At 55.9% G+C, this 24,145-nt stretch carries 28 protein-coding genes; 13 read left to right on the top strand and 15 right to left on the bottom strand.

Features of this window, described 5'->3' with window-relative positions:
- Window positions 1-278 precede the first annotated feature (278 nt).
- Window positions 279-1,214 carry a tRNA modification radical SAM protein MnmL/YtqA gene (locus HMPREF3096_RS24515; RefSeq protein ID WP_032731319.1) on the top strand — a complete coding sequence of 312 codons (936 nt, stop codon included), beginning with the start codon at window positions 279-281 and terminating at the stop codon, window positions 1,212-1,214.
- 46 nt (window positions 1,215-1,260) lie between these two features.
- On the opposite strand, the gene HMPREF3096_RS24510 is transcribed toward HMPREF3096_RS24515, so the two are convergent.
- Entirely contained in the window at window positions 1,261-2,544 is a 1,284-nt protein-coding gene (locus HMPREF3096_RS24510) for an MFS transporter (RefSeq protein ID WP_008806658.1), read from the bottom strand.
- Window positions 2,545-2,630: 86 nt separating this feature from the next.
- Window positions 2,631-3,647, bottom strand: a complete 1,017-nt coding sequence (locus tag HMPREF3096_RS24505) for a Zn-dependent oxidoreductase (RefSeq protein WP_012967168.1) — start codon at window positions 3,645-3,647, stop codon at window positions 2,631-2,633.
- A gap of 288 nt (window positions 3,648-3,935) precedes the next feature.
- On the opposite strand from HMPREF3096_RS24505, the gene uxuA reads away from it, so the two are divergent.
- The 4 genes from uxuA to mtgA all read left to right on the top strand — a co-directional run bounded on the left by uxuA (window position 3,936) and on the right by mtgA (window position 9,098).
- On the top strand, window positions 3,936-5,000 hold the full coding sequence (gene uxuA / locus HMPREF3096_RS24500; RefSeq protein WP_008806656.1) for a mannonate dehydratase: 1,065 nt from the start codon (window positions 3,936-3,938) through the stop codon (window positions 4,998-5,000).
- Window positions 5,001-5,149: 149 nt separating this feature from the next.
- Entirely contained in the window at window positions 5,150-7,489 is a 2,340-nt protein-coding gene (gene arcB / locus HMPREF3096_RS24495; protein WP_012540466.1) for an aerobic respiration two-component sensor histidine kinase ArcB, read from the top strand.
- Window positions 7,490-7,722: 233 nt separating this feature from the next.
- Entirely contained in the window at window positions 7,723-8,376 is a 654-nt protein-coding gene (gene elbB / locus HMPREF3096_RS24490) for an isoprenoid biosynthesis glyoxalase ElbB (RefSeq protein ID WP_008806654.1), read from the top strand.
- Window positions 8,373-9,098 carry a monofunctional biosynthetic peptidoglycan transglycosylase gene (gene mtgA / locus HMPREF3096_RS24485; protein ID WP_008806653.1) on the top strand — a complete coding sequence of 242 codons (726 nt, stop codon included), beginning with the start codon at window positions 8,373-8,375 and terminating at the stop codon, window positions 9,096-9,098. The genes elbB and mtgA overlap by 4 nt, the downstream gene beginning before the upstream one ends.
- Before the next feature lie 63 nt (window positions 9,099-9,161).
- Here mtgA and npr read toward each other — a convergent pair whose 3' ends face one another.
- From npr to HMPREF3096_RS24430, 11 genes are all read right to left on the bottom strand, one after another.
- Window positions 9,162-9,434: a PTS phosphocarrier protein NPr gene (npr, locus tag HMPREF3096_RS24480; protein ID WP_002918431.1), complete on the bottom strand. Its 273-nt coding sequence runs from the start codon at window positions 9,432-9,434 to the stop codon at window positions 9,162-9,164.
- Window positions 9,431-10,285 carry an RNase adapter RapZ gene (rapZ, locus tag HMPREF3096_RS24475; protein ID WP_002918428.1) on the bottom strand — a complete coding sequence of 285 codons (855 nt, stop codon included), beginning with the start codon at window positions 10,283-10,285 and terminating at the stop codon, window positions 9,431-9,433. Before rapZ ends, npr begins: the two co-directional genes overlap by 4 nt.
- Window positions 10,286-10,330: 45 nt before the next feature.
- On the bottom strand, window positions 10,331-10,819 hold the full coding sequence (gene ptsN / locus HMPREF3096_RS24470; protein WP_004144926.1) for a PTS IIA-like nitrogen regulatory protein PtsN: 489 nt from the start codon (window positions 10,817-10,819) through the stop codon (window positions 10,331-10,333).
- 70 nt (window positions 10,820-10,889) lie between these two features.
- Entirely contained in the window at window positions 10,890-11,177 is a 288-nt protein-coding gene (hpf, locus tag HMPREF3096_RS24465; RefSeq protein ID WP_004206206.1) for a ribosome hibernation promoting factor, read from the bottom strand.
- Between the two features lie 22 nt (window positions 11,178-11,199).
- Window positions 11,200-12,633 carry an RNA polymerase factor sigma-54 gene (gene rpoN / locus HMPREF3096_RS24460; RefSeq protein ID WP_012540467.1) on the bottom strand — a complete coding sequence of 478 codons (1,434 nt, stop codon included), beginning with the start codon at window positions 12,631-12,633 and terminating at the stop codon, window positions 11,200-11,202.
- 47 nt (window positions 12,634-12,680) lie between these two features.
- Complete coding sequence (gene lptB, locus HMPREF3096_RS24455; protein WP_002918417.1) at window positions 12,681-13,406, bottom strand: LPS export ABC transporter ATP-binding protein; 726 nt, start codon at window positions 13,404-13,406, stop codon at window positions 12,681-12,683.
- A gap of 6 nt (window positions 13,407-13,412) precedes the next feature.
- Complete coding sequence (gene lptA, locus HMPREF3096_RS24450; RefSeq protein ID WP_002918415.1) at window positions 13,413-13,958, bottom strand: lipopolysaccharide ABC transporter substrate-binding protein LptA; 546 nt, start codon at window positions 13,956-13,958, stop codon at window positions 13,413-13,415.
- Window positions 13,927-14,502 carry an LPS export ABC transporter periplasmic protein LptC gene (gene lptC, locus HMPREF3096_RS24445; RefSeq protein ID WP_008806651.1) on the bottom strand — a complete coding sequence of 192 codons (576 nt, stop codon included), beginning with the start codon at window positions 14,500-14,502 and terminating at the stop codon, window positions 13,927-13,929. The genes lptA and lptC overlap by 32 nt, the downstream gene beginning before the upstream one ends.
- Window positions 14,499-15,065, bottom strand: a complete 567-nt coding sequence (gene kdsC / locus HMPREF3096_RS24440) for a 3-deoxy-manno-octulosonate-8-phosphatase KdsC (protein ID WP_008806650.1) — start codon at window positions 15,063-15,065, stop codon at window positions 14,499-14,501. The genes lptC and kdsC overlap by 4 nt, the downstream gene beginning before the upstream one ends.
- A gap of 14 nt (window positions 15,066-15,079) precedes the next feature.
- Window positions 15,080-16,084 (bottom strand): arabinose-5-phosphate isomerase KdsD, encoded by a 1,005-nt coding sequence (gene kdsD / locus HMPREF3096_RS24435; protein ID WP_075206807.1) that lies wholly within the window; start codon window positions 16,082-16,084, stop codon window positions 15,080-15,082.
- The gene (locus HMPREF3096_RS24430) at window positions 16,081-17,058 is read right to left on the bottom strand and encodes a calcium/sodium antiporter (protein WP_008806648.1); all 978 of its coding nucleotides are present in this window, start codon (window positions 17,056-17,058) and stop codon (window positions 16,081-16,083) included. The genes kdsD and HMPREF3096_RS24430 overlap by 4 nt, the downstream gene beginning before the upstream one ends.
- 209 nt (window positions 17,059-17,267) lie before the next feature.
- On the opposite strand from HMPREF3096_RS24430, the gene mlaF reads away from it, so the two are divergent.
- The 7 genes from mlaF (at window position 17,268) to murA (ending at window position 22,074) form a co-directional block, all read left to right on the top strand.
- The gene (gene mlaF / locus HMPREF3096_RS24425) at window positions 17,268-18,080 is read left to right on the top strand and encodes a phospholipid ABC transporter ATP-binding protein MlaF (RefSeq protein ID WP_012540470.1); all 813 of its coding nucleotides are present in this window, start codon (window positions 17,268-17,270) and stop codon (window positions 18,078-18,080) included.
- Between the two features lie 7 nt (window positions 18,081-18,087).
- Window positions 18,088-18,870, top strand: coding sequence for a lipid asymmetry maintenance ABC transporter permease subunit MlaE (mlaE, locus tag HMPREF3096_RS24420; RefSeq protein ID WP_004150949.1), 783 nt, complete (start codon window positions 18,088-18,090; stop codon window positions 18,868-18,870).
- A 4-nt stretch (window positions 18,871-18,874) separates the two neighbouring features.
- A complete protein-coding gene (gene mlaD, locus HMPREF3096_RS24415) occupies window positions 18,875-19,426 on the top strand; it encodes an outer membrane lipid asymmetry maintenance protein MlaD (protein WP_004206195.1) in 552 nt (183 codons plus the stop codon).
- A gap of 18 nt (window positions 19,427-19,444) precedes the next feature.
- Window positions 19,445-20,080 (top strand): phospholipid-binding protein MlaC, encoded by a 636-nt coding sequence (gene mlaC / locus HMPREF3096_RS24410; protein WP_002918386.1) that lies wholly within the window; start codon window positions 19,445-19,447, stop codon window positions 20,078-20,080.
- On the top strand, window positions 20,080-20,370 hold the full coding sequence (gene mlaB / locus HMPREF3096_RS24405; RefSeq protein WP_032731315.1) for a lipid asymmetry maintenance protein MlaB: 291 nt from the start codon (window positions 20,080-20,082) through the stop codon (window positions 20,368-20,370). Before mlaC ends, mlaB begins: the two co-directional genes overlap by 1 nt.
- A gap of 136 nt (window positions 20,371-20,506) precedes the next feature.
- Window positions 20,507-20,761 carry a BolA family iron metabolism protein IbaG gene (gene ibaG, locus HMPREF3096_RS24400; protein WP_004144910.1) on the top strand — a complete coding sequence of 85 codons (255 nt, stop codon included), beginning with the start codon at window positions 20,507-20,509 and terminating at the stop codon, window positions 20,759-20,761.
- Between the two features lie 53 nt (window positions 20,762-20,814).
- Window positions 20,815-22,074, top strand: coding sequence for a UDP-N-acetylglucosamine 1-carboxyvinyltransferase (murA, locus tag HMPREF3096_RS24395; RefSeq protein ID WP_008806645.1), 1,260 nt, complete (start codon window positions 20,815-20,817; stop codon window positions 22,072-22,074).
- Between the two features lie 54 nt (window positions 22,075-22,128).
- Here murA and sfsB read toward each other — a convergent pair whose 3' ends face one another.
- Together sfsB and ispB are read right to left on the bottom strand one after the other, a co-directional pair.
- Window positions 22,129-22,401: a DNA-binding transcriptional regulator SfsB gene (gene sfsB, locus HMPREF3096_RS24390; RefSeq protein WP_008806644.1), complete on the bottom strand. Its 273-nt coding sequence runs from the start codon at window positions 22,399-22,401 to the stop codon at window positions 22,129-22,131.
- Window positions 22,402-22,597: 196 nt separating this feature from the next.
- Window positions 22,598-23,569 carry an octaprenyl diphosphate synthase gene (ispB, locus tag HMPREF3096_RS24385; protein WP_008806643.1) on the bottom strand — a complete coding sequence of 324 codons (972 nt, stop codon included), beginning with the start codon at window positions 23,567-23,569 and terminating at the stop codon, window positions 22,598-22,600.
- A 260-nt stretch (window positions 23,570-23,829) separates the two neighbouring features.
- Between ispB and rplU the strand changes: the two genes are divergently transcribed.
- Entirely contained in the window at window positions 23,830-24,141 is a 312-nt protein-coding gene (gene rplU / locus HMPREF3096_RS24380; protein WP_002918379.1) for a 50S ribosomal protein L21, read from the top strand.
- Window positions 24,142-24,145 lie beyond the last annotated feature (4 nt).

Here is a 24,145-nt window from a genome sequence, read left to right as displayed (position 1 = left end):
CCGTTATGCGCTGAAATGCATGTCATCATTAGCATATTTGACTGCCATATATTTTCTCAATGGATATTAATACTGTTTTTTACCGTGAAGAAGATTAGGGCTATCCGCAGGTGAAATATAAGGAAAACTCATCACCACAGAGGTGAATGAAATTGCAGTAATCATGATTGTTTATGCAATGAGGGTGGCCGCCGCGCTGACGATTGATCCAGGTCATCGCCGTCGGTGACAAAAAGTGGCAGGCTTGGCCCCCTTTGTTGAGGCCGGTCTATCAGATTATGCAGTTACAGAAATTAGTCAATATGTTTGGTGGGGATCTTATGCGCCGCTATGGCGAAAAGGTCCATAAGCTGACGCTGCACGGCGGTTTTAGCTGCCCGAACCGCGACGGCACGCTGGGCCGCGGCGGTTGCACTTTCTGTAATGTGGCTTCCTTTGCCGATGAGGCGCAGCAGCATCGCTCCATCGCCGAACAGCTCGCTCATCAGGCGCAGCTCGTCAACCGGGCAAAGCGCTATCTGGCCTATTTCCAGGCCTATACCAGCACCTTCGCTGAAGTGCAGGTGCTCCGCTCGATGTATCGTCAGGCCATCAGCCAGGCGAATATTGTCGGCCTCTGCGTCGGCACCCGCCCGGACTGCGTGCCGGAGGCAGTCCTCGATCTGCTGAGTGAATATCATGAGCAAGGATATGAGGTATGGCTGGAGCTGGGACTGCAAACCGCGCACGATAAAACCCTGCATCGGATTAACCGTGGGCATGATTTCGCTTGCTACCAGCGTACTGCGCGTCTGGCGCGAGCGCGAGGGCTGAAGGTCTGCGCACATCTGATCGTCGGCCTGCCCGGAGAGGCCCTGGGCCATTGCCTGGAGACGCTGGAGCGGGTGGTGGCGACCGGCGTGGACGGCATCAAGCTGCACCCGCTGCACATTGTCAAAGGCAGTATTATGGCCAAAGCGTGGCAGGCCGGGCGTCTCAATGGCATTGAGCTGGAGGCGTATACCGTGACCGCCGGGGAGATGATTCGCCATACGCCGCCGGAGGTGATCTATCACCGGATATCGGCCAGCGCCCGTCGACCCACGCTATTGGCGCCGCTGTGGTGCGAAAATCGCTGGACCGGAATGGTTGAACTGGATCGCTATCTGAATGAGCAGGGCGCTCAGGGCTCGGCGCTAGGCCGCAGCTGGGCAGTGCCCCTGGCGGAGAAGTAGAAGCAGACGATGTCCGGGCCAAGGCCGGACATCGCTCTTCAGCCATTTATGCCTGACTGGCTTTCATCGTCATCCGTGGGGTTTTAATCACCAGCAGCACCAGCACGGCGCCAAGCGCGGCGATAGTGCCGGCGAGAATAAAGGCGCTGTCGAATTTGCCGGTGGACTGCACGATATAGCCCGTGACAATCGGCCCCACGATGCCGGAGACGCTGCCGATAAGATGGATAAAGCCGCTGGCGCCGCCGACGCGGGATTTATGCACCACGTCCTGAATAATCGCCCAGTAGATCGCCCCGGTCACATAGAGGAAAAAGATGGAGACCGACATCAGCAGAACGGCAGGAACGACGCTGCTAACGGTACCGGCGAGCCCCACGCAGAGCGCGGCCATTAGCAGGCATACCACCAGCACGATTTTGCGCGACAGCAGCAGCCTTCCGGTAAGGTTAAATATTTTATCGGATATATAACCCCCCAGCGCCAGACCGACAAAACCGACGATCCACGGGATCATGGTGGTGAGACTCATCTGTTTAATATCCAGATGGTGCTGCTGGACCAGATAGGACGGAAACCAGCTGAGAAAGAAAAACAGAATATAGTTGTAGCAGAAGAAGGCAAATGCCGTCACCAGAATAATAGGCTGCTTGAGATAATAACCCAGTGAGTGGGCCGTTTGATTTTCTACGGTTTCCAGGGCGTCCTCCTCTTGCTTCATTTTATTAATGAGCATGAGCTCTTCCTGACTGACATGCTTATGTTTGTCAGGCGAGTTGGCGGCAATAAAAAACCACACGACCATCCACACAATACCGATGGCGAAAATAATCATAAACGCGGGACGCCAGCCGAAAGCCAGGGCCAGATAACCGACGATAGGTCCGGCGACCGCGCCGCCCAGCGGAGAGCCGGCGCTGAGGAACCCCACTGCGGTTGCTGCTTGCTTTTTAGGAAACCAGCCGTTAATCATCTTGTTCGCTGAGGCGCAAATCGGGCCCTCTGCCATCCCGAAGAGCACGCGGAGCACCAGCATGGAATAAAAGCCGGTGGCAACCGCGGTTAAGCCGCAAAACAGCGACCATAACCCAACCGCCAGGCCCATCACCAATGTGGCGCCAAATTTATCGACGGCGAGGCCGCCAATAAAATTAAAGACCGCGTAGCCGAAGAAAAAGCTGCCGAAAATCATACCAAATTGTTCAGCGTTAAGTGCAAGGTCCTTTTCAATCATCGGCACCGTAATGGATAACGCCACCCGGTCCAGATAATTTATCATATACACTAAAAATAATAACAGGACGATAATCCAGCGAATATTTTTTCCCATGATAACACCATGCTCATTATATGATTTATATCAGGCGCGGCGGATCTACAGATATCCGTCGGCCGTTATTTAAAAATAATGTCGGCTTAGCCTAATTGCAGCAGCACTTTGCAGCAGGTCTTCCGATCGTTGGCGAAAATCTCCATGGCTTCTTTCACCTGCTCCAGCGGCATACAGTGGGTGATTAACGCCTCAGGATGGATAAGGCCTTTTTCCATCCAGTCGATGACCAGCGGAAAGCGCCCGCTGTTCAGCCGCGAGGAGAAAATGGAGATCTCTTTACTGGTGATGCTTTGCTGGGTCAGCGTGGACGCCTCGCCGGAGAAACCGAGTATGCCGATGCGGGCGGCAGGGGAGGCGAGGAGGATTGCCTCCTGCAGAATGGCTGGGTGGCAGGCGGCATCAATGACCAGAGTGGGGGCTATCTGCCGCTGCGCCAGCTGATCCGCCAGCGGCTGATGGGTGTTATCGAGCGTCAGATCGGCGCCGTTGTCCCGTGCCATCTGTAGACGTTCGGCAATGCGGTCCACAACGATCACCTGCTTAACGCCATACACCCCCTTCAGCGCCTGGATCACCGTCAGGCCCATCGGGCCAGCGCCGTAAACCAGGGCGATATCCTGCGGCGTGGGCTGCAGCTGGGCGGTAATATTTGCCGCAATAGTAAAAGGCTCAACCATTGTCGCCTGACGATCGCTGATAGCCTCCGGAATGCGCCAGGCATTTTTGGCCGGCACGCAGGCATAGTCGCTGAATCCCCCATCGCGGTGCACCCCGATGACCTGGAGCTGCGCGCAAACATTCGGCCGGCCAACCGAGCAGGGATAACAATGGCCGCAGCTGACCACCGGATCGACCGCGACGCGTTCGCCAATACGCGCCGGAGAGACCTGCTCGCCGACGGCATCGACAATGCCGAAGAATTCATGACCAATAACGCGGGGATATTTCGCGAAGGGGTTGTGGCCCTGATAGATGTGTACATCGGAACCGCAGATCCCGGCAAAGGCGATTTTCACCCGTACTTCATGGCTGCCCGGAACGGGAACCGGACGTGATGCAATGTTCAGTTGGCCTGGCTCTTTGACGATGACGCTTCTCATTTCTGTTCCTTCCATTGTCTGTTTCGCGAACGAATTTCGCCTGTTTTTATTACCATACAAGTATGCATTTGATCATAAATAGCTCTGGATCACATTTGGAAGAGGTCGTCAGAAAAAGCCAGACTATTATTAATCTATTGAAATAAATTGAAAAAAAATATGAATGCGCCGGGATGGGCTTGCCCGGTGCAGGAATGTGATCGTTATCACGACAGGAAAGGGCAATTCGATTATGATTGCTGGTATGGTAGTAGGGTAAAAACACAAATTATGAAGCAGGTGATAACGATGCAGATGACAATGCGCTGGTTTGGGCCAGAGGAAGACAAGGTTTCATTAGAGCATATACGACAGGTGCCCGGCGTGGAGGGGGTCGTCGGCGCGCTCTATGACGTCGCGGTGGGTGAGGTATGGCCAGTCGATAAAATTGAGCGTCTGGTCAGCCAGGCCCATGCCGCGGGCCTGAAAATGGAGGTGATAGAGAGCGTCAACATTCATGATGACATTAAAATCGGCCTTCCTTCCCGTGACCGCTATATTGCCAACTATCAGCAGACCATTCGCCACCTTGCCCGCTTCGGCGTCAAAGTTATCTGTTATAACTTCATGCCGGTTTTTGACTGGATGAAGACAGATATGAACTACGTCCTGCCGGATGGTTCGTTGACGATGGCTTTTGAGAAGAAAGATATCGATAAACGGCTGGAAGACGTAGTGAAAGAGGTACTGGAGAACTCAAACGGCTTCGCCTTGCCGGGCTGGGAGCCAGAACGGCTGGCGGAGGTGCAGACCCTGTTTGCCAAATATAGCGCGGTGGATGACCACAAGCTGCGGGAGAACCTGGTCTATTTTCTGCGGGCGGTGATCCCGGTCTGTGAAGAGGTCGGGGTGAAAATGGCGATCCATCCGGACGATCCGCCGTACTCCATTTTTGGCCTGCCGCGGGTGGTCAAAAACCGCGACGATCTGGACTGGATCTGCCGGGCCGTCGATTCGCCCGCTAACGGCATCACGCTCTGCACCGGCTCGATTGCCGAAGATCCGGATAACGATGTGTACGCCATCCTGGCCGAGTTTACCCGGCGCAAACGGATCCACTTTGCCCACGTCCGCAATATTAAGCTGATACGGGATAAAGATTTTTACGAGTGCGCCCATCCGTCAGAGTACGGTTCCCTGGATATGTACAAGGTGATGCAAGCGCTGTATGACAACGGGTTCGACGGCTATATTCGCCCGGATCATGGCCGTTTTATCTGGGGAGAGACCGGACGGCCAGGCTATGGCTTGTACGACCGCGCTCTCGGCGTGACCTACCTGAAGGGGCTCTGGGAGGCGTTAAGCAAGCGCTAACCGTTCTCCTGACCTTGCCTCTTTTTAGCGGCTGGTTCGCCTTGGCGACCAGCCGTCATATCAGCTCCTTCCCGCATTTTTTGCACAACTTACAGCGCATTGCTCAGAATTGAGTATTATTGTGCGGAGTTGTCGTGAAGGAATCCCCTATGAAGCAAATTCGTATGCTGGCGCAGTATTATGTCGACCTGATGATGAAGCTGGGTCTGGTCCGCTTTTCGATGCTGTTGGCTCTTGCGCTGGTGGTGCTGGCCATTGTGGTACAGATGGCGGTCACTATGGTGCTGCATGGCCAGGTTGAAAGTATCGACGTTATCCGCTCTATCTTCTTCGGTCTGCTGATCACCCCCTGGGCGGTCTACTTTCTCTCGGTGGTGGTGGAGCAGCTCGAAGAGTCCCGCCAGCGTCTTTCGCGGCTGGTGGACAAGCTGGAGGAGATGCGAGAGCGCGATCTGAAGCTGAACGTGCAGCTGAAAGATAACATCGCGCAGTTGAATCAGGAGATTGGCGAACGTGAAAAGGCGGAAGCCGAGCGCGAGACCACTCTCGAGCAGTTGAAGATCGAGATGAAAGAGCGTGAAGAGACGCAGATCCAACTCGAACAGCAATCCTCCTTTCTGCGCTCTTTCCTTGATGCTTCCCCGGACCTGGTCTTCTATCGCAATGAAGATAAGGAGTTTTCAGGCTGTAACCGGGCGATGGAGCTGTTGACCGGCAAAAGTGAGAAACAGCTGATCCATCTCAAACCGCAGGACGTCTATAGCGAAGAGGCCGCGGAAAAGGTGCTGGAAACCGACGAGAAGGTGTTCCGCCACAATGTATCGCTGACCTATGAGCAGTGGCTGGACTATCCCGATGGTCGCAAAGCGTGCTTCGAAATCCGCAAGGTCCCGTACTACGATCGCGTCGGTAAGCGTCGCGGCCTGATGGGCTTCGGGCGCGATATCACCGAACGAAAACGCTATCAGGACGCCCTCGAGCGCGCCAGCCGGGATAAAACTACCTTTATCTCGACCATCAGCCATGAGCTGCGTACCCCGCTAAACGGGATCGTCGGGCTGAGCCGTATTTTGCTGGATACCGAACTGACCAGCGAGCAGGAGAAATACCTGAAAACCATCCATGTCTCGGCGGTGACGCTGGGGAATATCTTCAATGATATTATCGACATGGATAAAATGGAGCGCCGTAAGGTACAGCTCGATAACCAGCCGGTGGACTTCACCAGCTTCCTTGCCGACCTTGAAAACCTCTCCGGTCTGCAGGCCCAGCAGAAGGGCCTGCGCTTTGTGCTGGAGCCGAGCCTGCCGCTACCGCATAAAGTGATCACCGACGGTACGCGTTTGCGCCAGATCCTGTGGAACCTTATCAGCAACGCCGTGAAGTTTACCCCCCAGGGCGGCGGGGTGAATGTCCGCGTGCGCTATGACGAAGGCGATATCCTGCACTTCGAAGTGGAAGACTCCGGTATCGGTATTCCTGAAGCGGAACAGGACAAAATTTTCGCCATGTATTACCAGGTCAAAGACAGCCACGGCGGCAAACCAGCCACCGGAACCGGCATTGGTCTCGCCGTCTCGCGTCGCCTGGCGCGCAATATGGGCGGCGATATCAGCGTAACCAGCCAGCCGGGTAAAGGGGCGACCTTTACGCTCACCGTCCATGCGCCTGCCATTGCGGAAGAAGTGGAAGATACGTTGGCGGAAGACGACATGCCATTACCCGCGCTTAACGTGCTGCTGGTGGAAGACATTGAGCTCAACGTCATTGTGGCCCGTTCGGTGCTGGAAAAGCTGGGCAACAGCGTGGATGTCGCCATGACCGGGAAAGCCGCGCTGGAGATGTTTGAGCCAGGCGAGTACGACCTGGTGTTGCTGGATATTCAATTGCCGGATATGACGGGGCTGGATATCTCTCGCCAGCTAAAACAGAACTTTGCCGCGGATGAGCTGCCGCCGCTGGTGGCCCTGACCGCCAACGTACTGAAGAATAAGAAAGAGTATCTCGACGCCGGGATGGACGATGTGCTGAGCAAGCCGTTGTCGGTGCCAGCGCTCACGGCCATGATCAAGAAATTCTGGGATGCGCCGGAAGAGGAAGCGCAGGAAGCGCCGGCGGCCGATCTGCATAAAGCCGACGCGGTGCTGGATACCGATATGCTGGAGCAATATATCGAACTGGTGGGACCGAAGCTTATCAACGATGGCCTCGCGGTGTTTGAGAAGATGATGCCGGGCTATATGTCTGTCCTCGAGTCCAATCTCACCGCCCGCGATCAAAAAGGGATTGTCGAAGAGGGGCATAAGATCAAAGGGGCGGCGGGTTCTATTGGTCTGCGCCACATCCAGCAGCTGGGGCAGCAGATCCAGACGCCGGATCTGCCAGCCTGGTCTGATAATGTCGCTGAATGGGTTGAAGAGATGAAATCTGAGTGGCAAAACGACGTGGCGGTACTGAAGGCGTGGGTGGCGAAGGCCGGGAAAAAATGACCCCGGACAGACCGGGGTGCGCGAATACTGCGCCAACACCAGGGAACTGGTGGTTGAGCCAGTGTTATTTGAGTGATGTTGTTACGTGGCGCAACCTGAGAAGTGGATTGCTCGCTCATTAAGATAGCAAAGCTTAACTAATTTGTTACATGAATCAGTAAAATATGTGAAGCATAGCGAGTAAATCGACATTTTTGACTGGTTTCAGCGAGTTGCATGGAGGAGCGAAAGCGATGAAAAAAATTGGTGTGGTACTGAGCGGCTGCGGCGTGTACGACGGCAGTGAAATTCATGAAGCGGTGATTACCCTGCTGGCGATCGCGCGCAACGGCGCGCAGGCGGTGTGCTTTGCACCCGATAAACCGCAGCGCGACGTCATCAACCATCTGACGGGGGAACCGCTGACGGAGCAACGCAATGTGCTGGTGGAAGCGGCGCGAATTGCCCGCGGCGACATCTTACCGCTGACGCAGGCGCGTGCGGAGACGCTGGACGCGCTGATCGTCCCCGGCGGCTTCGGCGCGGCGAAAAATTTAAGCAGCTTCGCCGCCGAGGGCAGCGAATGTCAGGTGGACCGCGATCTGCAGGCTCTGGCACTGGCGATGCATCAGGCCGGCAAACCGCTGGGTTTCATGTGCATTGCCCCGGCGCTGCTGCCGAAGATTTTTGCGTTTCCGCTGCGCATAACCATCGGGACCGATCTCGATACTGCCGATGTGGTCGAAGAGATGGGGGCGGAGCACGTGCCTTGCCCGGTCGACGACATCGTGGTGGATGAAGAGAACAAAGTGGTCACCACCCCGGCGTATATGCTGGCAGAGAATATTGCTCAAGCCGCCACCGGGATCGAAAAGTTGGTCGCCCGCGTGCTGGCGCTGAGCGCATGAGGCTCCGCGTTGCGCCCTTTGCGCTGCTAAAACGACTGGCGCTGCGTCTGCTGCTGATCGCCGCCGTCTTCTGGGGCGGGGGGATCGCGCTGTTTAGCGTGCTGCCGGTGCCGTTTTCGGCGGTGATGCTTGAGCGGCAGGTGAGCGCCTGGCTCTCCGGAGATGTCCACTATCTGGCGCACTCTGATTGGGTCGGCATGGATGAGATCTCTCCGTGGATGGGGCTGGCGGTGATTGCCGCCGAAGATCAAAAGTTCCCGGAACATTGGGGGTTCGACGTATCGGCGATAGAAAAAGCGCTGGCGCACAATGAGCGTCATGATACCCGCATCCGCGGCGCGTCAACGCTGTCGCAGCAGACGGCGAAAAACCTGTTTTTATGGGATGGCCGCAGCTGGTTGCGTAAGGGGCTGGAAGCCGGGCTGACGGTCGGTATAGAAACCGTCTGGAGTAAAAAGCGGATCCTGACCGTCTACCTGAATATTGCCGAGTTTGGCGATGGGATATTTGGTGTGGAAGCGGCCGCGCAGCGCTATTTTCATAAGCCTGCCAGCCAGCTGACGCCGGGGGAAGCGGCTCTGCTGGCCGCGGTGCTGCCAAATCCGATCCGCTATCGCGCTGACGCGCCTTCGGGCTATGTGCGCAGCCGCCAGGCTTGGATCTTACGCCAGATGCGACAGCTGGGCGGGGAAGGGTTTATGCGCGAGCATAAGCTGTATTAGCGCGTGAATCCGGCGCCGGGGCTGGTACTGTCGCCAGTCGGCCGTCGCCGGGAAGCGTGACGCTTAGTCTTCATCAAATCCGGCATTAAAAAGAGCAATCACTGCGGCGAGCGCCTCAACTTCCTGCGGACCGCTGGCTTCCACCTCTATCTGCCGCCCTTTCGCGGAGTCCAGCATCAGCAGGGCAATCACGCTGTTTGCTTCCGCCTCCGTGCCTTCATCGTTGCGCAGCAGTACTTCGGCATCGAAATTCTGCATCAGCTCAAACAGTTTCATCGCCGGGCGGGCGTGCATGCCCAGCTTATTGGTGATTTCAACGGTCTGCTTTACGGTCATGATTTACGTTTTTCCAGCGTCCGATGACGAGACTGTACGTTCTTGCCGCGGGAGCGGAAGTAGTCAGCCAGTTGTTCAGCAATATAAACCGAACGATGTTTACCGCCGGTGCAGCCAATGGCCACCGTCAGATAGCTGCGATTGTTGGTCTCCAGCATCGGTAACCATAGCTCAAGATAGCTCCGGGTCTGGTAAATAAAGTTGTGCACTTCAGTGTGCCGGTCAAGGAAGGCGGCCACCGGTTTATCCAGACCGGTCATTGGACGCAGTTTCGGATCCCAGTGCGGGTTTGGCAGAAAGCGCACGTCAAAGACGTAATCAGCATCGATCGGAATACCGTGCTTGAAGCCGAAGGATTCGAAGACCATCGTCAGTTCGCGCTCGCGTTTGCCTAACAAGCGAGTACGCAGCATTTCCGCCAGCTCATGCACCGACATTTCGGACGTATCGACGATCAGATCCGCACGGGAGCGCAGTGGCTCCAGCAAGTCGCTCTCTTCGTCGATGGCGCTTTCGAGCGACAGGTTCTTGCTGGAGAGCGGGTGTAAGCGACGAGTATCGCTGTAACGGCGGATCAGGGTATTACGATCGGCATCAAGGAACAGCAATTGCGGAGAAAAGCATTCCGGCAGGTTCTGCATCGCCTGTTCAAAGATTTCCGGTGATTCCGGCATGTTACGCACGTCGATGCTGACGGCCGCGGAGATATTACGGTCAGCCAGCGACCGCGCCAGATCGGGCAGCAGCACGACCGGCAGGTTATCCACGCAGTAAAAGCCCATATCTTCCAGCGCTCGCAGAGCGACGGATTTCCCCGAGCCCGAGCGGCCGCTGACGATCATCAGTACCATGTACCGTTTCTCCTCAGTACGATAAAGGATAAGGTGCGACTGCCGTTATGCGTCATCGCTGCTTCCTGCTTCGGTGATGATCTCATACAACTCTTCATCGCTCTGCGCCGCGCGCAGGCGACGGCAAATCGCTTTGTCCGCCAGCCGTTTGGCCACCAGGGAGAGCGTATGCAGGTGAGTCTTTGTCTGGTCGGCTGGCACCAGCAGCGCGAACAGCAGGTCGACAGGCTGATTGTCGATCGCGTCGAAGGCGATGGGGGTTTCCAGCTGGACAAAAACGCCGACAGCACGCAGCGTATCCTCTTCCAGTTTACCGTGAGGAATGGCAATACCATTGCCAATCCCGGTACTGCCCATTTTTTCGCGGGTGAGGATCGCTTCGAACACCACCTGCGGCGGCAAACTTAACTGTTTGGCGGCCAGTTCGCTAATGATTTCCAGAGCACGCTTCTTGCTCTGGCAGTGAACCTGGCTACGGGTACATTCCTGGTTCAGGACGTTGCTCAGTTGTAGAGCCGAATCGTTGTTCATCATAATTTCACCTGAGCGCCCCCGCGCCCGCCGCCGATGTTAAACCACGACGGACGCAGGGGGGCCCGGACAATTAGTGTTGTTTTAGTTTATCTTTGTGCTTCGTTAACTGCCTTGCCAGCTTGTCGATAAGACCATCGACAGCTGCATACATATCCTGCCCTTCCGCACTGGCATGGATTTCGCCACCGTTGACATGCAGATTCGCGTCCGCAATTTGCGTCACTTTCTCTACTTTTAACACAATATAGACCTGATTGATCCGGTCGAAAAATTGCTCCAGTTTGCTGAACTTCGCCGTGACGAAGTCGCGCATCGCGGGGGTGATCTCGACGTTGTGTCCTGTAATGTTGAGCTGCATAGTGTCTTCCTTATCGGTTGTGTCAGACCAGTTGTTTACGCTGGTTTGACGGCGGAATGGATAAAGACTCTCTGTACTTCGCGACAGTGCGGCGCGCGACCATGATACCCTGCTCGGACAGCATGGAGGTGAGCTTACTGTCGCTCAACGGCTTCGCGGGGTTTTCCGCGGCGATTAACTTCTTCACCAACGCGCGAATGGCCGTCGACGAGGCTTCGCCGCCGCCTTCGGTATTCACATGGCTGGAGAAGAAATACTTCAGTTCAAAAATACCGCGCGGACTGTGCAGATATTTTTGCGTGGTGACACGGGAAATGGTGGATTCATGCATCTCGACAGCCTGGGCGATATCGGCCAGCACCATCGGCTTCATATACTCTTCACCCTGTTCGAAAAAAGCCTGCTGCTGTTCAACGATGCAGCGGCTGACGCGCAGCAGCGTATCGTTGCGGCTTTCGAGACTTTTGATTAGCCAGCGGGCTTCCTGCAGATTGCTGCGAATGAACTGGCCGTCGGCGTCATTGCGGGCGCTGTTGCCCATTGCCGCATATTGCTGATTAATCTTCAGCCGGGGAATGCTGTCGGCGTTGAGCTCCACGGTCCAGCGGCCACTGACCTTGCGGACCAGTACGTCGGGAATGACATATTCCGGTTCACTGGTATGAATGGACTGGCCAGGGCGGGGATCCAGCGACTGGATCAGATTCACCGCCTCTTTCAGCACCTCTTCTTTCAGGCGCGTTACTCGCATCAGGGTGCGGAAATCGTGGTTAGCCAGCAGATCGAGATGGTCGCTGATAATCAACCGGGCCTCTTCCAGCCACGGCGTCTCTTTAGCGAATTGCGACAGCTGGATCAGCAGGCAGTCGCGCAGATCTTTCGCCGCGACGCCAACCGGATCAAAACGCTGGATGCGCTTCAGAACGGCCTCCACCTCTTCCAGGCCGATTTCGTCATCGCCAATGCTGTCGACGATGTCTTCAATCTGAATGGTGAGATAGCCCGTATCGTCGACGGCGTCGACGATGGAGGTGGCAATGGCGCGGTCGGTGTCGGTGAAGGGCGTCAGCTCGACCTGCCACATCAGATAATCCTGCAGCGTCTGAGTGGTTTCGCCTTGATAGACGGGCAGCTCGTCGTCCTGATAATCCACGCCGTTGCCTGACGGCGTACCGGCGGTATAGATTTCATCCCAGCTGGCATCGAGAGGGAGCTCGTCCGGCATCTCTTTTTGCTCAAGCGCATCGACGGTATCGAGGGACTCGCGATCCTCCACTTCTTTCGCCTCTACCTCGTCGTGAAGATCGGTTTGCTCAAGCAATGGGTTACTTTCCAGCGCTTGCTGGAGCTCTTGCTGGAGTTCTAACGTGGACAACTGCAGCAAACGAATAGCCTGCTGCAGTTGCGGCGTCATGGCAAGCTGTTGGCTAAGCCTTAATTGCAAACCTTGCTTCATGTTCAGGGTAAATATCTCCGGCTAAAACGTCTGTAACCTCTACCCTATCAGAGTCTGAAGTCTTCCCCAAGATACACGCGCTTAACCTGCTCATCTTCGAGGATCTGCTGCGGCGTACCATGAGCAATAAGGTGTCCCTGACTGACAATATACGCCCGTTCGCAGACGGCGAGGGTCTCTCTGACGTTATGGTCGGTGATCAGTACGCCGAGGCCGCTGTCGCGCAGGTGCTCAATGATGCGTTTGATATCGATAACGGAGATGGGGTCAACACCGGCAAAGGGTTCATCCAGAAGGATAAATTTCGGGTTCGCCGCCAGCGCGCGAGCGATTTCGACACGGCGGCGTTCACCACCGGAGAGCGCCTGACCGAGGCTGTCGCGCAGGTGCTCAATATGAAACTCTTCCATCAGCTCTTTGGCGCGATCTTCCCGCTGTTCGCTGGTTAAATCGTCACGGATCTGCAGGACCGCCATCAGGTTGTCATAGACGCTCAGACGACGAAAAATAGAGGCTTCCTGCGGCAGATAGCCGATGCCCCGGCGCGCGCGCGCGTGCAGCGGTAGCAGACTGATGTCTTCGTCATCGATAATAATATTGCCCGCGTCGCGCGGCACAATGCCGACCACCATGTAGAAGGTGGTGGTTTTACCGGCGCCGTTCGGGCCGAGCAAGCCGACAATCTCTCCGGAGTTAACGGTGAGACTGACATCTTCCACCACGCGGCGGCCTTTATAAGCTTTGGCGAGGTTCTTCGCAGTTAAGGTTGCCATAACGAATTAGTTACTCTTCTTTTGCTGATTGCCGCTTTTATCCTGCAGCTCAGACGGCACCAGAACGGTGGTGACGCGTCGACCTTTGTCGCTGAAGGCCTGCATTTTTTGCTCTTTCACCAGATAGGTGATCTTATCGCCCTTGATATTGCTGTCGAGCTGCTCAAGGTAAGCGTTGCCGGTCAGCACGACGTAATCATTCTGCAGCTCGTAGCGCATTTTCGACGCCCGGCCTTTTACCGGCTTGCCGTTATCCTGCATCTGGTAGAAGGTGGCCGGGTTACCGAAGCCTTCGATCACCTCTTTACCTTTCTCATTGCCCGGACGGGTGACCACCACTTTATCAGCGTTAATTTTGATCGTCCCCTGGGTGACGACCACGTTACCGGTGAAAGTGACGACGTTGCCCTGCATATCCAGTGACTGCTGATCGGACTCGATATGGATCGGCTGATCGGTATCTCCCGTCTTGGCCAGGGCCGGCAGGCTGGCGGCCAGTAAAGCGCCGGCGAGCGCAATCTTAAGGCTGAGTTTGTTTGTTCTGAATTTCATAAGAGGTTCTCACCTTTTCAATCAGCTCGGCATTTTTGCTGCGAAGGTTTCCACGCATTTTCAGGCCGCTGGAATTAAATGTGGTGCCGTATAACGTCACCATGTCATCGGAGGTAACGTCCTGTGTGACCAGATTTATCTGGGCGTTATCCGTCGTAATTTTGCGCAGTTGAGAGTCAGGCGCGAGCGCATTCACCTCAACGTGCCCGTAAAGATAGAGCATACGGTCATTCGTCAGCTTCGCTTTATCTGCCCTGATTGACCAGGTTGGCACCTTATTGGTATCAAAGGTGGTCATCACCGGCTTGGTAAACCAGGAAACCTCCTGATCGGAAAAGTATTCCACATGCTCGGCAATCAGCCGATAGCTCAGGGCGCCTTCCGGGCTGTACACGACGGTGTCGGTATGTTCGCTTTTATACGTCGGGTCGTTGGGATTGACCTCCGGCTGGGCCGTGTCGTCCGTATTCGCCAGATTCAGGCCGATGAGGATCAGCGCGAGCAGCGACAGTAAAATGATAACCCAACGTCTGGTTTTACTCATATTGATTGCCCTTTGGCCTCATCCAACTTGCCCTGCGCCAATAGTAACAAATCGCAGACTTCGCGTACCGCGCCGCGTCCGCCGTTAATGCGCGTGACATAATTCGCCCGCGGCAGCAGCAGCGGATGCGCATCGGCGACGGCGACGCTTAAACCCACTTCCGCCATCACCGGCCAGTCGATCAGATCGTCGCCGATATACGCCACTTCATCCGGACGAACCGCCAGTTTGCTGACTAATTCGCGAAACGCCAACAGCTTATCCGACTGACCTTGATAGAGATGCGTAATGCCCAGCGTCTGGCAGCGGTCTTCTACCAGTTTAGCTTTTCGCCCGGTAATAATCGCCACTTCGATGCCGGAGGTCAGCGCGCAGCGGATACCATAGCCATCGCGGACGTTGAACGCTTTCAGCTCCTCGCCGTGATTACCCATATAGATAAGTCCGTCGGATAATACACCGTCAACATCGAGGATCAGTAGACGGATCTTAGCCGCGCGATCGAGAAACGCCTGGCTTACCGGCCCATAGCATGTCGCTAACTGAGCATCAGCATTATTCATTATTTTTTCCTTACTTACACTACGCCCGCGCGCAGGAGATCGTGCATATGTACCACACCTAGCAGGTGGTCGCCATCGGCAACCAGCACGCAGGTGATATGACGGGATTGCATCAGGTTTAGCGCATCTACCGCCAGGGTGCCGGGACGGATGCGGATCCCTCCCCGGGTCATGACATCGGCAATGCTGGCATTACGCATATCGACGCCGGTATCAAAGACCCGGCGCAGGTCACCATCGGTGAAGATCCCGATGATGTTCATATCGTCATCGCAGACGGCGGTCATGCCTAAATTTTTACGCGTGATTTCCAGCAGCGCATCGCGCAGGGTGGCCTGCAGGCCGACGTGCGGGATTTCATCACCGGTATGCATAATATCATTGACGCGCAGCAACAGCTTACGACCGAGTGCGCCGCCAGGATGAGACAGGGCGAAATCTTCGGCGGTAAAGCCACGGGCTTCCAGCAGAGCGACGGCGAGGGCATCACCCATCACCAGCGCCGCGGTGGTGCTGGAGGTGGGCGCCAGCCCTAACGGGCAGGCCTCTTTGGGCACTTTCACGCACAGATGGATATCCGCTGCGCGCGCCATGCTGCTCTCAGGCCGGCTGGTGATGCAGATAAGCTTCACCTGCTGGCGCTTCAGGACCGGGATCAGCGCCAGAATTTCATTCGATTCGCCGGAATTCGACAGCGCAATCACCACATCCTGTGGAGTGACCATTCCTAAATCGCCGTGCGCCGCTTCGCCGGGGTGGACAAAAAAAGCCGAGGTGCCGGTACTGGCGAACGTCGCCGCCATTTTGCGGCCGATGTGGCCGGATTTGCCCATCCCCATCACCACGACTTTGCCGCCGCAGCGGAAAATCGTTTCGCAAGCATGGGTAAAGTCTTCATTTATATATTGATCGAGCTGGGCCAGACCTTCACGTTCAATTTCCAGCACCTGACGGCCTGCCTGTTGAAAGTCAAAATCCGTGGGCAAATCTATTTGCGACATGATGTTATCCCGAGTCATTCAACGAAGAGCGGCGCTGTCCAGAACAGCATCGCCAACCAAACCACAAAGCCGCCGACCAGCAGTGCGCCAACCAGCCGTCCCGGCTGCTGCTGGCGGCGCCAGCACAGCACCGCGAAGATCAGGCTGACCAGCAGCATCACGCCATAATCGCGAGTGAAGGCTTCGCTCGCAAAGCTCCCCGGCGCGATCAGCGCCGGTAAACCCAGCACCAGCGCAATATTGAGGATATTGGCGCCGATGATATTGCCGATAGCAATGTCATCTTCCCCTTTCCGCGCCCCGGCGATAGCGGTGGCCAGCTCTGGCAGGCTGGTACCTATCGCCACCACCGTCAGACCGACGGTCAGCTCGCTAATGGCAAAAAAGTTTGCCAATACCGTGGTGTTATCCACCACCATACGGGTAGCCATGGGCATGACAATCATCGCGACCCCTAACCAGAGCAGAGCGACCGGCAGCGATCCTTCACGCGGCAGCTCCGCCAGCTGTTCGCGAGTCAGGCTATCGCTGCCCTGGCGCTCCGCCAGACGGGCGATTTTGATGGTAAACAGCAGCCACAGAAGCGCTAACGCCAGTAAAAACAGCCCGTCGAGACGGGACAGCTGTCCATCGTAGAGCACCAGCCCGGCCAGCACACTGACCAGCAACATTAGCGGTAATTCGCGGCGCAGAATATCAGAATGCACGGTAAATGGCCTGAGTAAGGCGGCGAGTCCGAGGATCAGAAGAATATTGGTAATGTTGGAGCCGAGCGCGGTGCCGACCGCCAGATCGATCTGCCCATGCAGCGAGGCCGTGGTGGAAACCATGATCTCGGGCAGGCTGGTGCCGATACTCACCACCGTCATACCGATGATCAGCGGCGGGATCCCCAACATACGACACAGGATGGAAGCGGCATAGACCAGACGATCGGCGCTGTAGACAACCAGCAGTAAACCAATAATTAACAGAGCCGTCGCTAAGAGCATCTAAAGTCCTTTCTTCAGGTATAATCGTCGCCTCGCTGGGTTATCCCTACGCAGCGTAACGAATTCTTAATTTTGACTTTATGTGTGCCAAAAGTAAAACAAATGCCAGCTTTCGCTAACCTGTGCAGGTAAGATTCTGTAAAAATGTTGTGATTGTGGCGCAAGAAAGGGCCATGCTTGCCCGTCAGGTGTTTAGTAAGGATGATTTTATGAGCCAAACTCAGGCGAATTTAGTTGAAGTACGCGGTATCCGCTTTTCACGCGGCGATCGTGTGATCTTCGACGACATCTCGCTGTCGGTGCCGCGCGGTAAAATTACTGCGATCATGGGACCTTCGGGGATCGGCAAGACTACCCTGTTACGCCTGATCGGCGGGCAGATCCCGCCGGACAGGGGAGAGATCCTGTTTGATGGCGAGAACGTGCCGCAGATGACGCGATCGCGTCTTTATACGGTGCGTAAGCGGATGAGCATGCTGTTCCAGTCTGGCGCGCTGTTCACCGATCTCAATGTCTTTGATAACGTTGCCTATCCGCTGCGCGAGCATACGCAGCTGCCGCCTGCGCTGCTGCATACGACGGTGATGATGAAGCTGGAAGCGGTGGGGTTGCGTGGGGCGGCGAAGTTAATGCCCTCCGAGCTTTCCGGCGGGATGGCGCGCCGCGCCGCCCTGGCGAGAGCGATTGCCCTTGAGCCGGATCTGATTATGTTCGACGAACCGTTTGTCGGGCAGGATCCCATCACCATGGGCGTGCTGGTGAAGCTGATTTCTGAACTCAACAACACGCTGGGTGTCACTTGCATCGTGGTTTCGCACGATGTGCCTGAGGTGCTTAGCATTGCGGACTACGCGTATATCGTGGCGGATAAAAAGATTGTCGCCCACGGTAGCGCCCAGTCGCTGCGGGAGAATACCGATCCTCGGGTTCGTCAGTTTATTGATGGTATTGCCGACGGCCCGGTGCCGTTCCGTTATCCGGCTGGCGACTATCACCATGATTTATTAGGCATAGGGAGTTGAGCGACTCATGCTGTTTAATGCGCTGGCCGCGCTAGGGCATCGCGGGATTAAAACCACCGCGACGTTTGGACGCGCCGGATTAATGCTTTTCAACGCCGTTGTGGGCAAACCAGAGTTTCGCAAGCACGCGCCGCTGCTGGTTCGTCAGCTCTATAACGTTGGCGTTCTGTCGATGCTGATTATCATTGTATCGGGCTTGTTTATCGGTATGGTGCTCGGGCTGCAGGGGTATCTGGTCTTAACCACCTACAGCGCAGAGACCAGTCTTGGCATGCTGGTGGCGCTGTCGCTGCTGCGCGAGCTGGGGCCGGTGGTCGCTGCGCTGCTGTTTGCCGGGCGCGCCGGATCGGCGCTGACCGCCGAGATTGGCCTGATGCGGGCCACGGAGCAGCTCTCGAGTATGGAGATGATGGCGGTGGATCCGCTGCGTCGCGTGATTTCTCCACGCTTCTGGGCTGGCGTCATTTCGCTGCCGCTGTTGACGATTATCTTTGTCGCGGTAGGGATCTGGGGTGGTGCGCTGGTAGGCGTAAGCTGGAAAGGCATTGACGGTGGTTTTTTCTGGACCGCGATGCAAAATGCCGTCGACTGGCGAATGGACCTGGTGAACTGCCTGATTAAGAGTCTGGTATTCGCCATTACGGTAACCTGGATTGCGTTATTTAACGGTTATGACGCTATCCCCACTTCCGCCGGGATTAGCCGGGCGACAACACGCACCGTGGTGCATGCGTCGCTGGCGGTTCTGGGGCTGGATTTTGTGCTGACTGCGCTGATGTTTGGGAATTGAGTTCATGCAAACGAAAAAAAATGAAATCTGGGTAGGGGTGTTCTTACTGGTGGCGCTGCTGGCGGCGCTGTTTGTCTGCCTGAAGGCGGCGAACGTCACCTCGCTACGTACCGAGCCAACTTACCGCCTTTACGCGACCTTCGATAACATCGGCGGCCTGAAGGCGCGTTCGCCGGTACGCATCGGCGGTGTGGTTGTGGGACGGGTAGCGGACATCACTCTCGACCCGAAAACCTATCTGCCACGCGTGGAGCTCGATATCGATGAGCGCTACAACCATATCCCGGATACCAGTTCGTTGGCGATCCGCACCTCGGGTCTGCTGGGCGAACAGTATCTGGCGCTGAACGTCGGTTTTGAAGACCCGGACCTTGGGACGACTATCCTTAAAGACGGCGGTACTATCCAGGACACCAAGTCCGCCATGGTGCTGGAAGATCTGATTGGTCAGTTCCTTTATAACAGCAAGGGCGGCGACAATCAGAATTCTGGCAATGATAAGGCCGAGGCAGAAGGTCATACTGACGCGACGCCGGCAGCCGGCACGACGCATTAATTTCAGGAGAAACACGATATGTTTAAACGCTTACTCATGGTCGCCATGCTGGTGATTGCCCCGCTGACCGCTGTCCAGGCGGCAGACCAGTCCAACCCGTATAAGCTGATGAATGAAGCGGCGCAGAAAACCTTCGATCGCCTGAAGAATGAACAGCCGAAGATCAAAGCCAACCCTAACTATCTGCGCGACATCGTCGACCAGGAGCTGTTGCCGTATGTGCAGGTGAAATATGCTGGCGCGCTGGTGCTGGGCCGCTATTACAAAGAAGCGACCCCCGCGCAGCGTGAGGCCTACTTTGCCGCCTTCCGTGAATATCTGAAGCAGGCCTACGGCCAGGCGCTGGCGATGTACCACGGGCAGACTTACCAGATTGCGCCGGAGCAGCCGCTGGGCAGCGCAACCATCGTTCCGATCCGCGTCACTATCATCGACCCGAACGGTCGTCCGCCGGTGCGTCTGGACTTCCAGTGGCGTAAAAATACCCAGACCGGTAACTGGCAGGCCTACGATATGATCGCCGAAGGCGTCAGTATGATCACTACCAAACAGAATGAGTGGAGCGATCTGCTGCGCACCAAGGGCGTTGACGGCCTGACCGCGCAGCTGAAAGCGATCTCCGCTCAGCCGATCACGCTGGAACAGAAAAAATAATGACCGGGCAGCTGAGCTGGACTCGCGAGGGCGAGACGCTGGTGCTGCACGGAGAGCTGGACCAGGATCTGCTGGTCCCGCTCTGGGAAGCACGCGCCAGGGCGACGGAGGGGGCGACGATCATCGATCTCAGCCAGACTACGCGCGTGGACACGGCGGGCCTGGCGCTGTTAGTGCATTTTGTGGCACTGATCCGCCGTCAGGGGCGGGAAGCGCAGCTGATCGCGAAGAGCGAAAATCTGCAAACGCTGATCGGTCTTTACAACCTGCCTGTCGATATGATCCCATAATCTTTTCAGTGTCTTAGCGTTGAAGCGATTCCGAAAGCCCCGGCAATCTTTTCGTCGGGGCTTTTTGCTTGTTTAAGACCGCGCCACTTTCCTCTAAGATGTTGGGCTGTTTTCACTATCAGATAAATTTGAGCCCATGGAAAATCATGAAATTCAGACCGTGCTGATGAACGCACTCCCCCTCCAGGAAGTCCACGTCTCTGGCGATGGCAGCCACTTTCAGGTTATTGCTGTGGGTGAGATGTTCGATGGCATGAGTCGGGTTAAAAAGCAGCAGAGCGTCTACGCGCCGCTGATGGAATATATTGCTGACAACCGTATCCATGCGCTGTCGATCAAGGCCTTCACTCCGCAGGAGTGGGCGCGAGACCGCAAACTAAATGGCTTCTAAGCTGTGGGGGGTCCCCTGCAGCGTATGTGAATTTTTAATAGAGAACAGAATCAATGGATAAATTCCGTGTTCAGGGGCCGACTCGCCTTCAGGGCGAAGTCACCATTTCTGGTGCAAAGAACGCCGCCCTGCCAATCCTCTTTTCCGCGCTGCTTGCCGAAGAGCCGGTAGAGATCCAGAACGTACCTAAGCTGAAAGATATCGATACCACCATGAAGCTGCTGAGCCAGCTGGGCGCGAAGGTTGAGCGCAATGGTTCGGTATGGATTGACGCCGGTCCGGTTGATGTATTCTGTGCTCCGTACGACCTGGTGAAAACCATGCGTGCCTCCATCTGGGCGCTGGGCCCGCTGGTAGCGCGTTTTGGTCAGGGACAAGTTTCTCTGCCAGGCGGCTGCGCCATCGGCGCGCGTCCGGTCGACCTGCACATTAGCGGTCTGGAACAGCTGGGCGCCGAGATCAAACTGGAAGAAGGTTATGTCAAAGCCTCGGTCAACGGTCGCCTGAAAGGCGCGCATATCGTGATGGATAAGGTGAGCGTCGGCGCTACCGTAACTATCATGAGCGCAGCGACCCTCGCGGAGGGGACGACGATTATCGAAAACGCCGCGCGCGAGCCGGAAATTGTCGATACCGCCAACTTCCTTAACGCGCTGGGCGCGAAAATCAAAGGCCAGGGCACCGATCGCATTACCATCGAAGGCGTGCAGCGTCTGGGTGGCGGCGTATACCGTGTACTGCCGGACCGTATCGAAACCGGCACCTTCCTGGTGGCCGCGGCGATTTCCGGCGGCAAGATCCTCTGCCGTAACGCGCAGCCGGATACTCTGGATGCCGTTCTGGCGAAACTGCGTGACGCCGGGGCTGACATCGAAACGGGCGAAGACTGGATTAGCCTCGATATGCACGGCAACCGTCCGAAAGCGGTCAACGTGCGTACCGCGCCGCACCCGGGCTTCCCGACCGATATGCAGGCCCAGTTCACGCTGCTTAACCTGGTGGCGGAAGGGACCGGCGTGATCACCGAAACGATCTTTGAAAACCGCTTCATGCACATTCCGGAACTGATCCGTATGGGCGCGCACGCGGAGATCGAGAGCAATACCGCTATCTGTCACGGCGTGAAGCAGCTTTCGGGCGCGCAGGTGATGGCGACCGATTTGCGTGCGTCGGCGAGCCTCGTGCTGGCAGGCTGCATCGCTGAAGGGACCACCATCGTTGATCGCATCTACCACATCGATCGTGGCTATGAGCGTATCGAGGATAAACTGCAGGCGTTGGGTGCCAATATTCAGCGCGTGAAGGGCGAGTAACCGTGTCCTGACAGGGCCCCGGGGCGTTGGTTCGGGACCCTGTCGATTATCACATCACCTGTCTGTCTTCTTTTGACGCATCATCTGCGTTCTGTCGATAAACTCATGAGTCACCGGGTCGTGGTAGCGTGACGGCCAGATGACCCACGGCTGCGTTTCCAGCGCCGTGGCGATAATCAACTCGCCTTTCGGCCAGGGGCGGGTCAGGGCGTTCGCCAGCGTTGAAGAACTCAGGCCGTGCCGTCGCGACTCTGCCGCCAGCGATGTTCCCCGTTTACGTAACCCAGCAACAATATCGGCGGGATGCCAGTCGATGAACTTATCCATAAATTCTCCTGGTGTTAAAGGTCCAGATCGTCCACATGGGCGATGGGGACACTATACCCGCGTACTATGTAGGGTTCTAACAAGTTCTGTTAAGGCGCCAGAATATTCAGAATCTATCAAGATATTCGGAAGTTTAGGGAGAGAAGTGGCATTTTACTGGAACTTTCCCGCGCATCGCGCGGGAAAGGAGGGGGGATTAATGATCGCGCTGGACCGCAATATGTGCCAGTCCAATCAAAGCTTCGCGCCACGGTGTGTCCGGGAGGATCTGCAGGGCTGCAATCGCTTTATCGGCTTCTTCTTCAGCACGCTTCTGCGTCCACTCCAGCGAACCGCAGGTGGCCATGGTTTCCAGAACAGCATCCAGCAGATGGCGACCATTGCCCTGCTCGATCGCCCCGCGGATCATCGCCGCCTGATCGGGGGTGCCATGATGCATAGCATGCAGCAGCGGTAGCGTCGGTTTGCCTTCGTTCAGGTCATCACCGACGTTTTTACCGAGTCGCTCTCCGTCGGAGCTGTAGTCGAGTAAATCGTCGATCAGCTGGAAAGCGGTGCCGAGATAGCGACCATAATCCTGCAACGCGCGCTCTTCTTCCGCGGAGCAGTCGGCCAGCATTCCCGCACACTGCGAGGCCGCCTCAAACAGGCGCGCCGTCTTGCTGTAGATGACGCGCATATAGTTCTCTTCCGTGATATCCGGATCGTTGACGTTCATCAACTGCAGCACTTCGCCTTCGGCAATGACGTTCACCGCCTCCGACATGACCTCGAGGATCTTCAGTGAGCCTAGCTGGGTCATCATCTGGAAGGCGCGGGTATAGATGAAATCGCCAACCAGCACGCTGGCGGCATTGCCGAACGCCGCATTGGCCGTGGCTTTGCCGCGACGCATGTCAGACTCATCGACGACGTCGTCATGCAGTAGCGTGGCGGTATGAATAAATTCAATCAGCGCAGCAATAGTGACATGCGCGCTCCCTTGATAGCCCACCGCGCGCGCGGCAAGCACAGCAATCATCGGGCGAATGCGTTTGCCGCCGCCGCTGACGATGTAATAGCCTAACTGATTGATAAGCTGAACATCGGAGTTGAGTTGCTCAAGAATCGTCGCATTGACACCCGCCATATCTTGCGCGGTTAACTCATTGATTTTTTCTAAATTCATCGCAAAAGCCGGGCCAAATGTCCTGTTACCATGAATCCAGGTGGGATCACAGAAGGATTAAGACAGAATTAAAAGAAGATATGATTGTACTGAAAAATTGCCGTAGATAAACGTTGTCGTGAAAGTTGTGTTTTTTTTCTGCATTGATCGCTAATCGCTCTTGTCAAAGGCTCGCGTTTTGCGTAATATTCGCGCCCTATTGTGAATATTTATAGCGCACTCTGAATCACATAAAGAGGTGCGCGGAAGCGGAGTTTTATATGTACGCGGTTTTCCAAAGTGGTGGTAAACAACACCGAGTAAGCGAAGGTCAGACCGTTCGCCTGGAAAAGCTGGACATCGCAACTGGCGAAGCTGTTGAATTCGCTGAAGTGCTGATGATCGCAAACGGTGAAGAAATCAAGATCGGCGTTCCTTTCGTTGAGGGCGGCGTAATCAAAGCTGAAGTTGTTGCTCACGGTCGTGGCGAGAAAGTTAAAATCGTTAAGTTTCGTCGTCGTAAACACTATCGTAAGCAGCAGGGCCATCGTCAGTGGTTCACTGATGTGAAAATCACTGGCATCAGCGCCTAAGACC

The sequence above is a fragment of the Klebsiella sp. HMSC25G12 genome (assembly GCF_001807705.1).
Lineage (GTDB): Bacteria > Pseudomonadota > Gammaproteobacteria > Enterobacterales > Enterobacteriaceae > Klebsiella > Klebsiella variicola.
The sequence above is the reverse complement of the archived record's forward strand: the minus strand, read 5'-3'. Positions and strand labels throughout refer to the sequence as shown.

Excerpts from the sequence above, each read along its gene's own strand:
- HMPREF3096_RS24515 (WP_032731319.1), top strand. The coding sequence starts at position 279 with ATGCAGTTACAGAAATTAGTCAATATGTTTGGTGGGGATCTTATGCGC.
- HMPREF3096_RS24510 (WP_008806658.1), bottom strand. The coding sequence starts at position 2,544 with ATGGGAAAAAATATTCGCTGGATTATCGTCCTGTTATTATTTTTAGTG.
- HMPREF3096_RS24505 (WP_012967168.1), bottom strand. The coding sequence starts at position 3,647 with ATGAGAAGCGTCATCGTCAAAGAGCCAGGCCAACTGAACATTGCATCA.
- uxuA (WP_008806656.1), top strand. The coding sequence starts at position 3,936 with ATGCAGATGACAATGCGCTGGTTTGGGCCAGAGGAAGACAAGGTTTCA.
- arcB (WP_012540466.1), top strand. The coding sequence starts at position 5,150 with ATGAAGCAAATTCGTATGCTGGCGCAGTATTATGTCGACCTGATGATG.
- elbB (WP_008806654.1), top strand. The coding sequence starts at position 7,723 with ATGAAAAAAATTGGTGTGGTACTGAGCGGCTGCGGCGTGTACGACGGC.
- mtgA (WP_008806653.1), top strand. The coding sequence starts at position 8,373 with ATGAGGCTCCGCGTTGCGCCCTTTGCGCTGCTAAAACGACTGGCGCTG.
- npr (WP_002918431.1), bottom strand. The coding sequence starts at position 9,434 with ATGACCGTAAAGCAGACCGTTGAAATCACCAATAAGCTGGGCATGCAC.
- rapZ (WP_002918428.1), bottom strand. The coding sequence starts at position 10,285 with ATGGTACTGATGATCGTCAGCGGCCGCTCGGGCTCGGGGAAATCCGTC.
- ptsN (WP_004144926.1), bottom strand. The coding sequence starts at position 10,819 with ATGATGAACAACGATTCGGCTCTACAACTGAGCAACGTCCTGAACCAG.
- hpf (WP_004206206.1), bottom strand. The coding sequence starts at position 11,177 with ATGCAGCTCAACATTACAGGACACAACGTCGAGATCACCCCCGCGATG.
- rpoN (WP_012540467.1), bottom strand. The coding sequence starts at position 12,633 with ATGAAGCAAGGTTTGCAATTAAGGCTTAGCCAACAGCTTGCCATGACG.
- lptB (WP_002918417.1), bottom strand. The coding sequence starts at position 13,406 with ATGGCAACCTTAACTGCGAAGAACCTCGCCAAAGCTTATAAAGGCCGC.
- lptA (WP_002918415.1), bottom strand. The coding sequence starts at position 13,958 with ATGAAATTCAGAACAAACAAACTCAGCCTTAAGATTGCGCTCGCCGGC.
- lptC (WP_008806651.1), bottom strand. The coding sequence starts at position 14,502 with ATGAGTAAAACCAGACGTTGGGTTATCATTTTACTGTCGCTGCTCGCG.
- kdsC (WP_008806650.1), bottom strand. The coding sequence starts at position 15,065 with ATGAATAATGCTGATGCTCAGTTAGCGACATGCTATGGGCCGGTAAGC.
- kdsD (WP_075206807.1), bottom strand. The coding sequence starts at position 16,084 with ATGACTCGGGATAACATCATGTCGCAAATAGATTTGCCCACGGATTTT.
- HMPREF3096_RS24430 (WP_008806648.1), bottom strand. The coding sequence starts at position 17,058 with ATGCTCTTAGCGACGGCTCTGTTAATTATTGGTTTACTGCTGGTTGTC.
- mlaF (WP_012540470.1), top strand. The coding sequence starts at position 17,268 with ATGAGCCAAACTCAGGCGAATTTAGTTGAAGTACGCGGTATCCGCTTT.
- mlaE (WP_004150949.1), top strand. The coding sequence starts at position 18,088 with ATGCTGTTTAATGCGCTGGCCGCGCTAGGGCATCGCGGGATTAAAACC.
- mlaD (WP_004206195.1), top strand. The coding sequence starts at position 18,875 with ATGCAAACGAAAAAAAATGAAATCTGGGTAGGGGTGTTCTTACTGGTG.
- mlaC (WP_002918386.1), top strand. The coding sequence starts at position 19,445 with ATGTTTAAACGCTTACTCATGGTCGCCATGCTGGTGATTGCCCCGCTG.
- mlaB (WP_032731315.1), top strand. The coding sequence starts at position 20,080 with ATGACCGGGCAGCTGAGCTGGACTCGCGAGGGCGAGACGCTGGTGCTG.
- ibaG (WP_004144910.1), top strand. The coding sequence starts at position 20,507 with ATGGAAAATCATGAAATTCAGACCGTGCTGATGAACGCACTCCCCCTC.
- murA (WP_008806645.1), top strand. The coding sequence starts at position 20,815 with ATGGATAAATTCCGTGTTCAGGGGCCGACTCGCCTTCAGGGCGAAGTC.
- sfsB (WP_008806644.1), bottom strand. The coding sequence starts at position 22,401 with ATGGATAAGTTCATCGACTGGCATCCCGCCGATATTGTTGCTGGGTTA.
- ispB (WP_008806643.1), bottom strand. The coding sequence starts at position 23,569 with ATGAATTTAGAAAAAATCAATGAGTTAACCGCGCAAGATATGGCGGGT.
- rplU (WP_002918379.1), top strand. The coding sequence starts at position 23,830 with ATGTACGCGGTTTTCCAAAGTGGTGGTAAACAACACCGAGTAAGCGAA.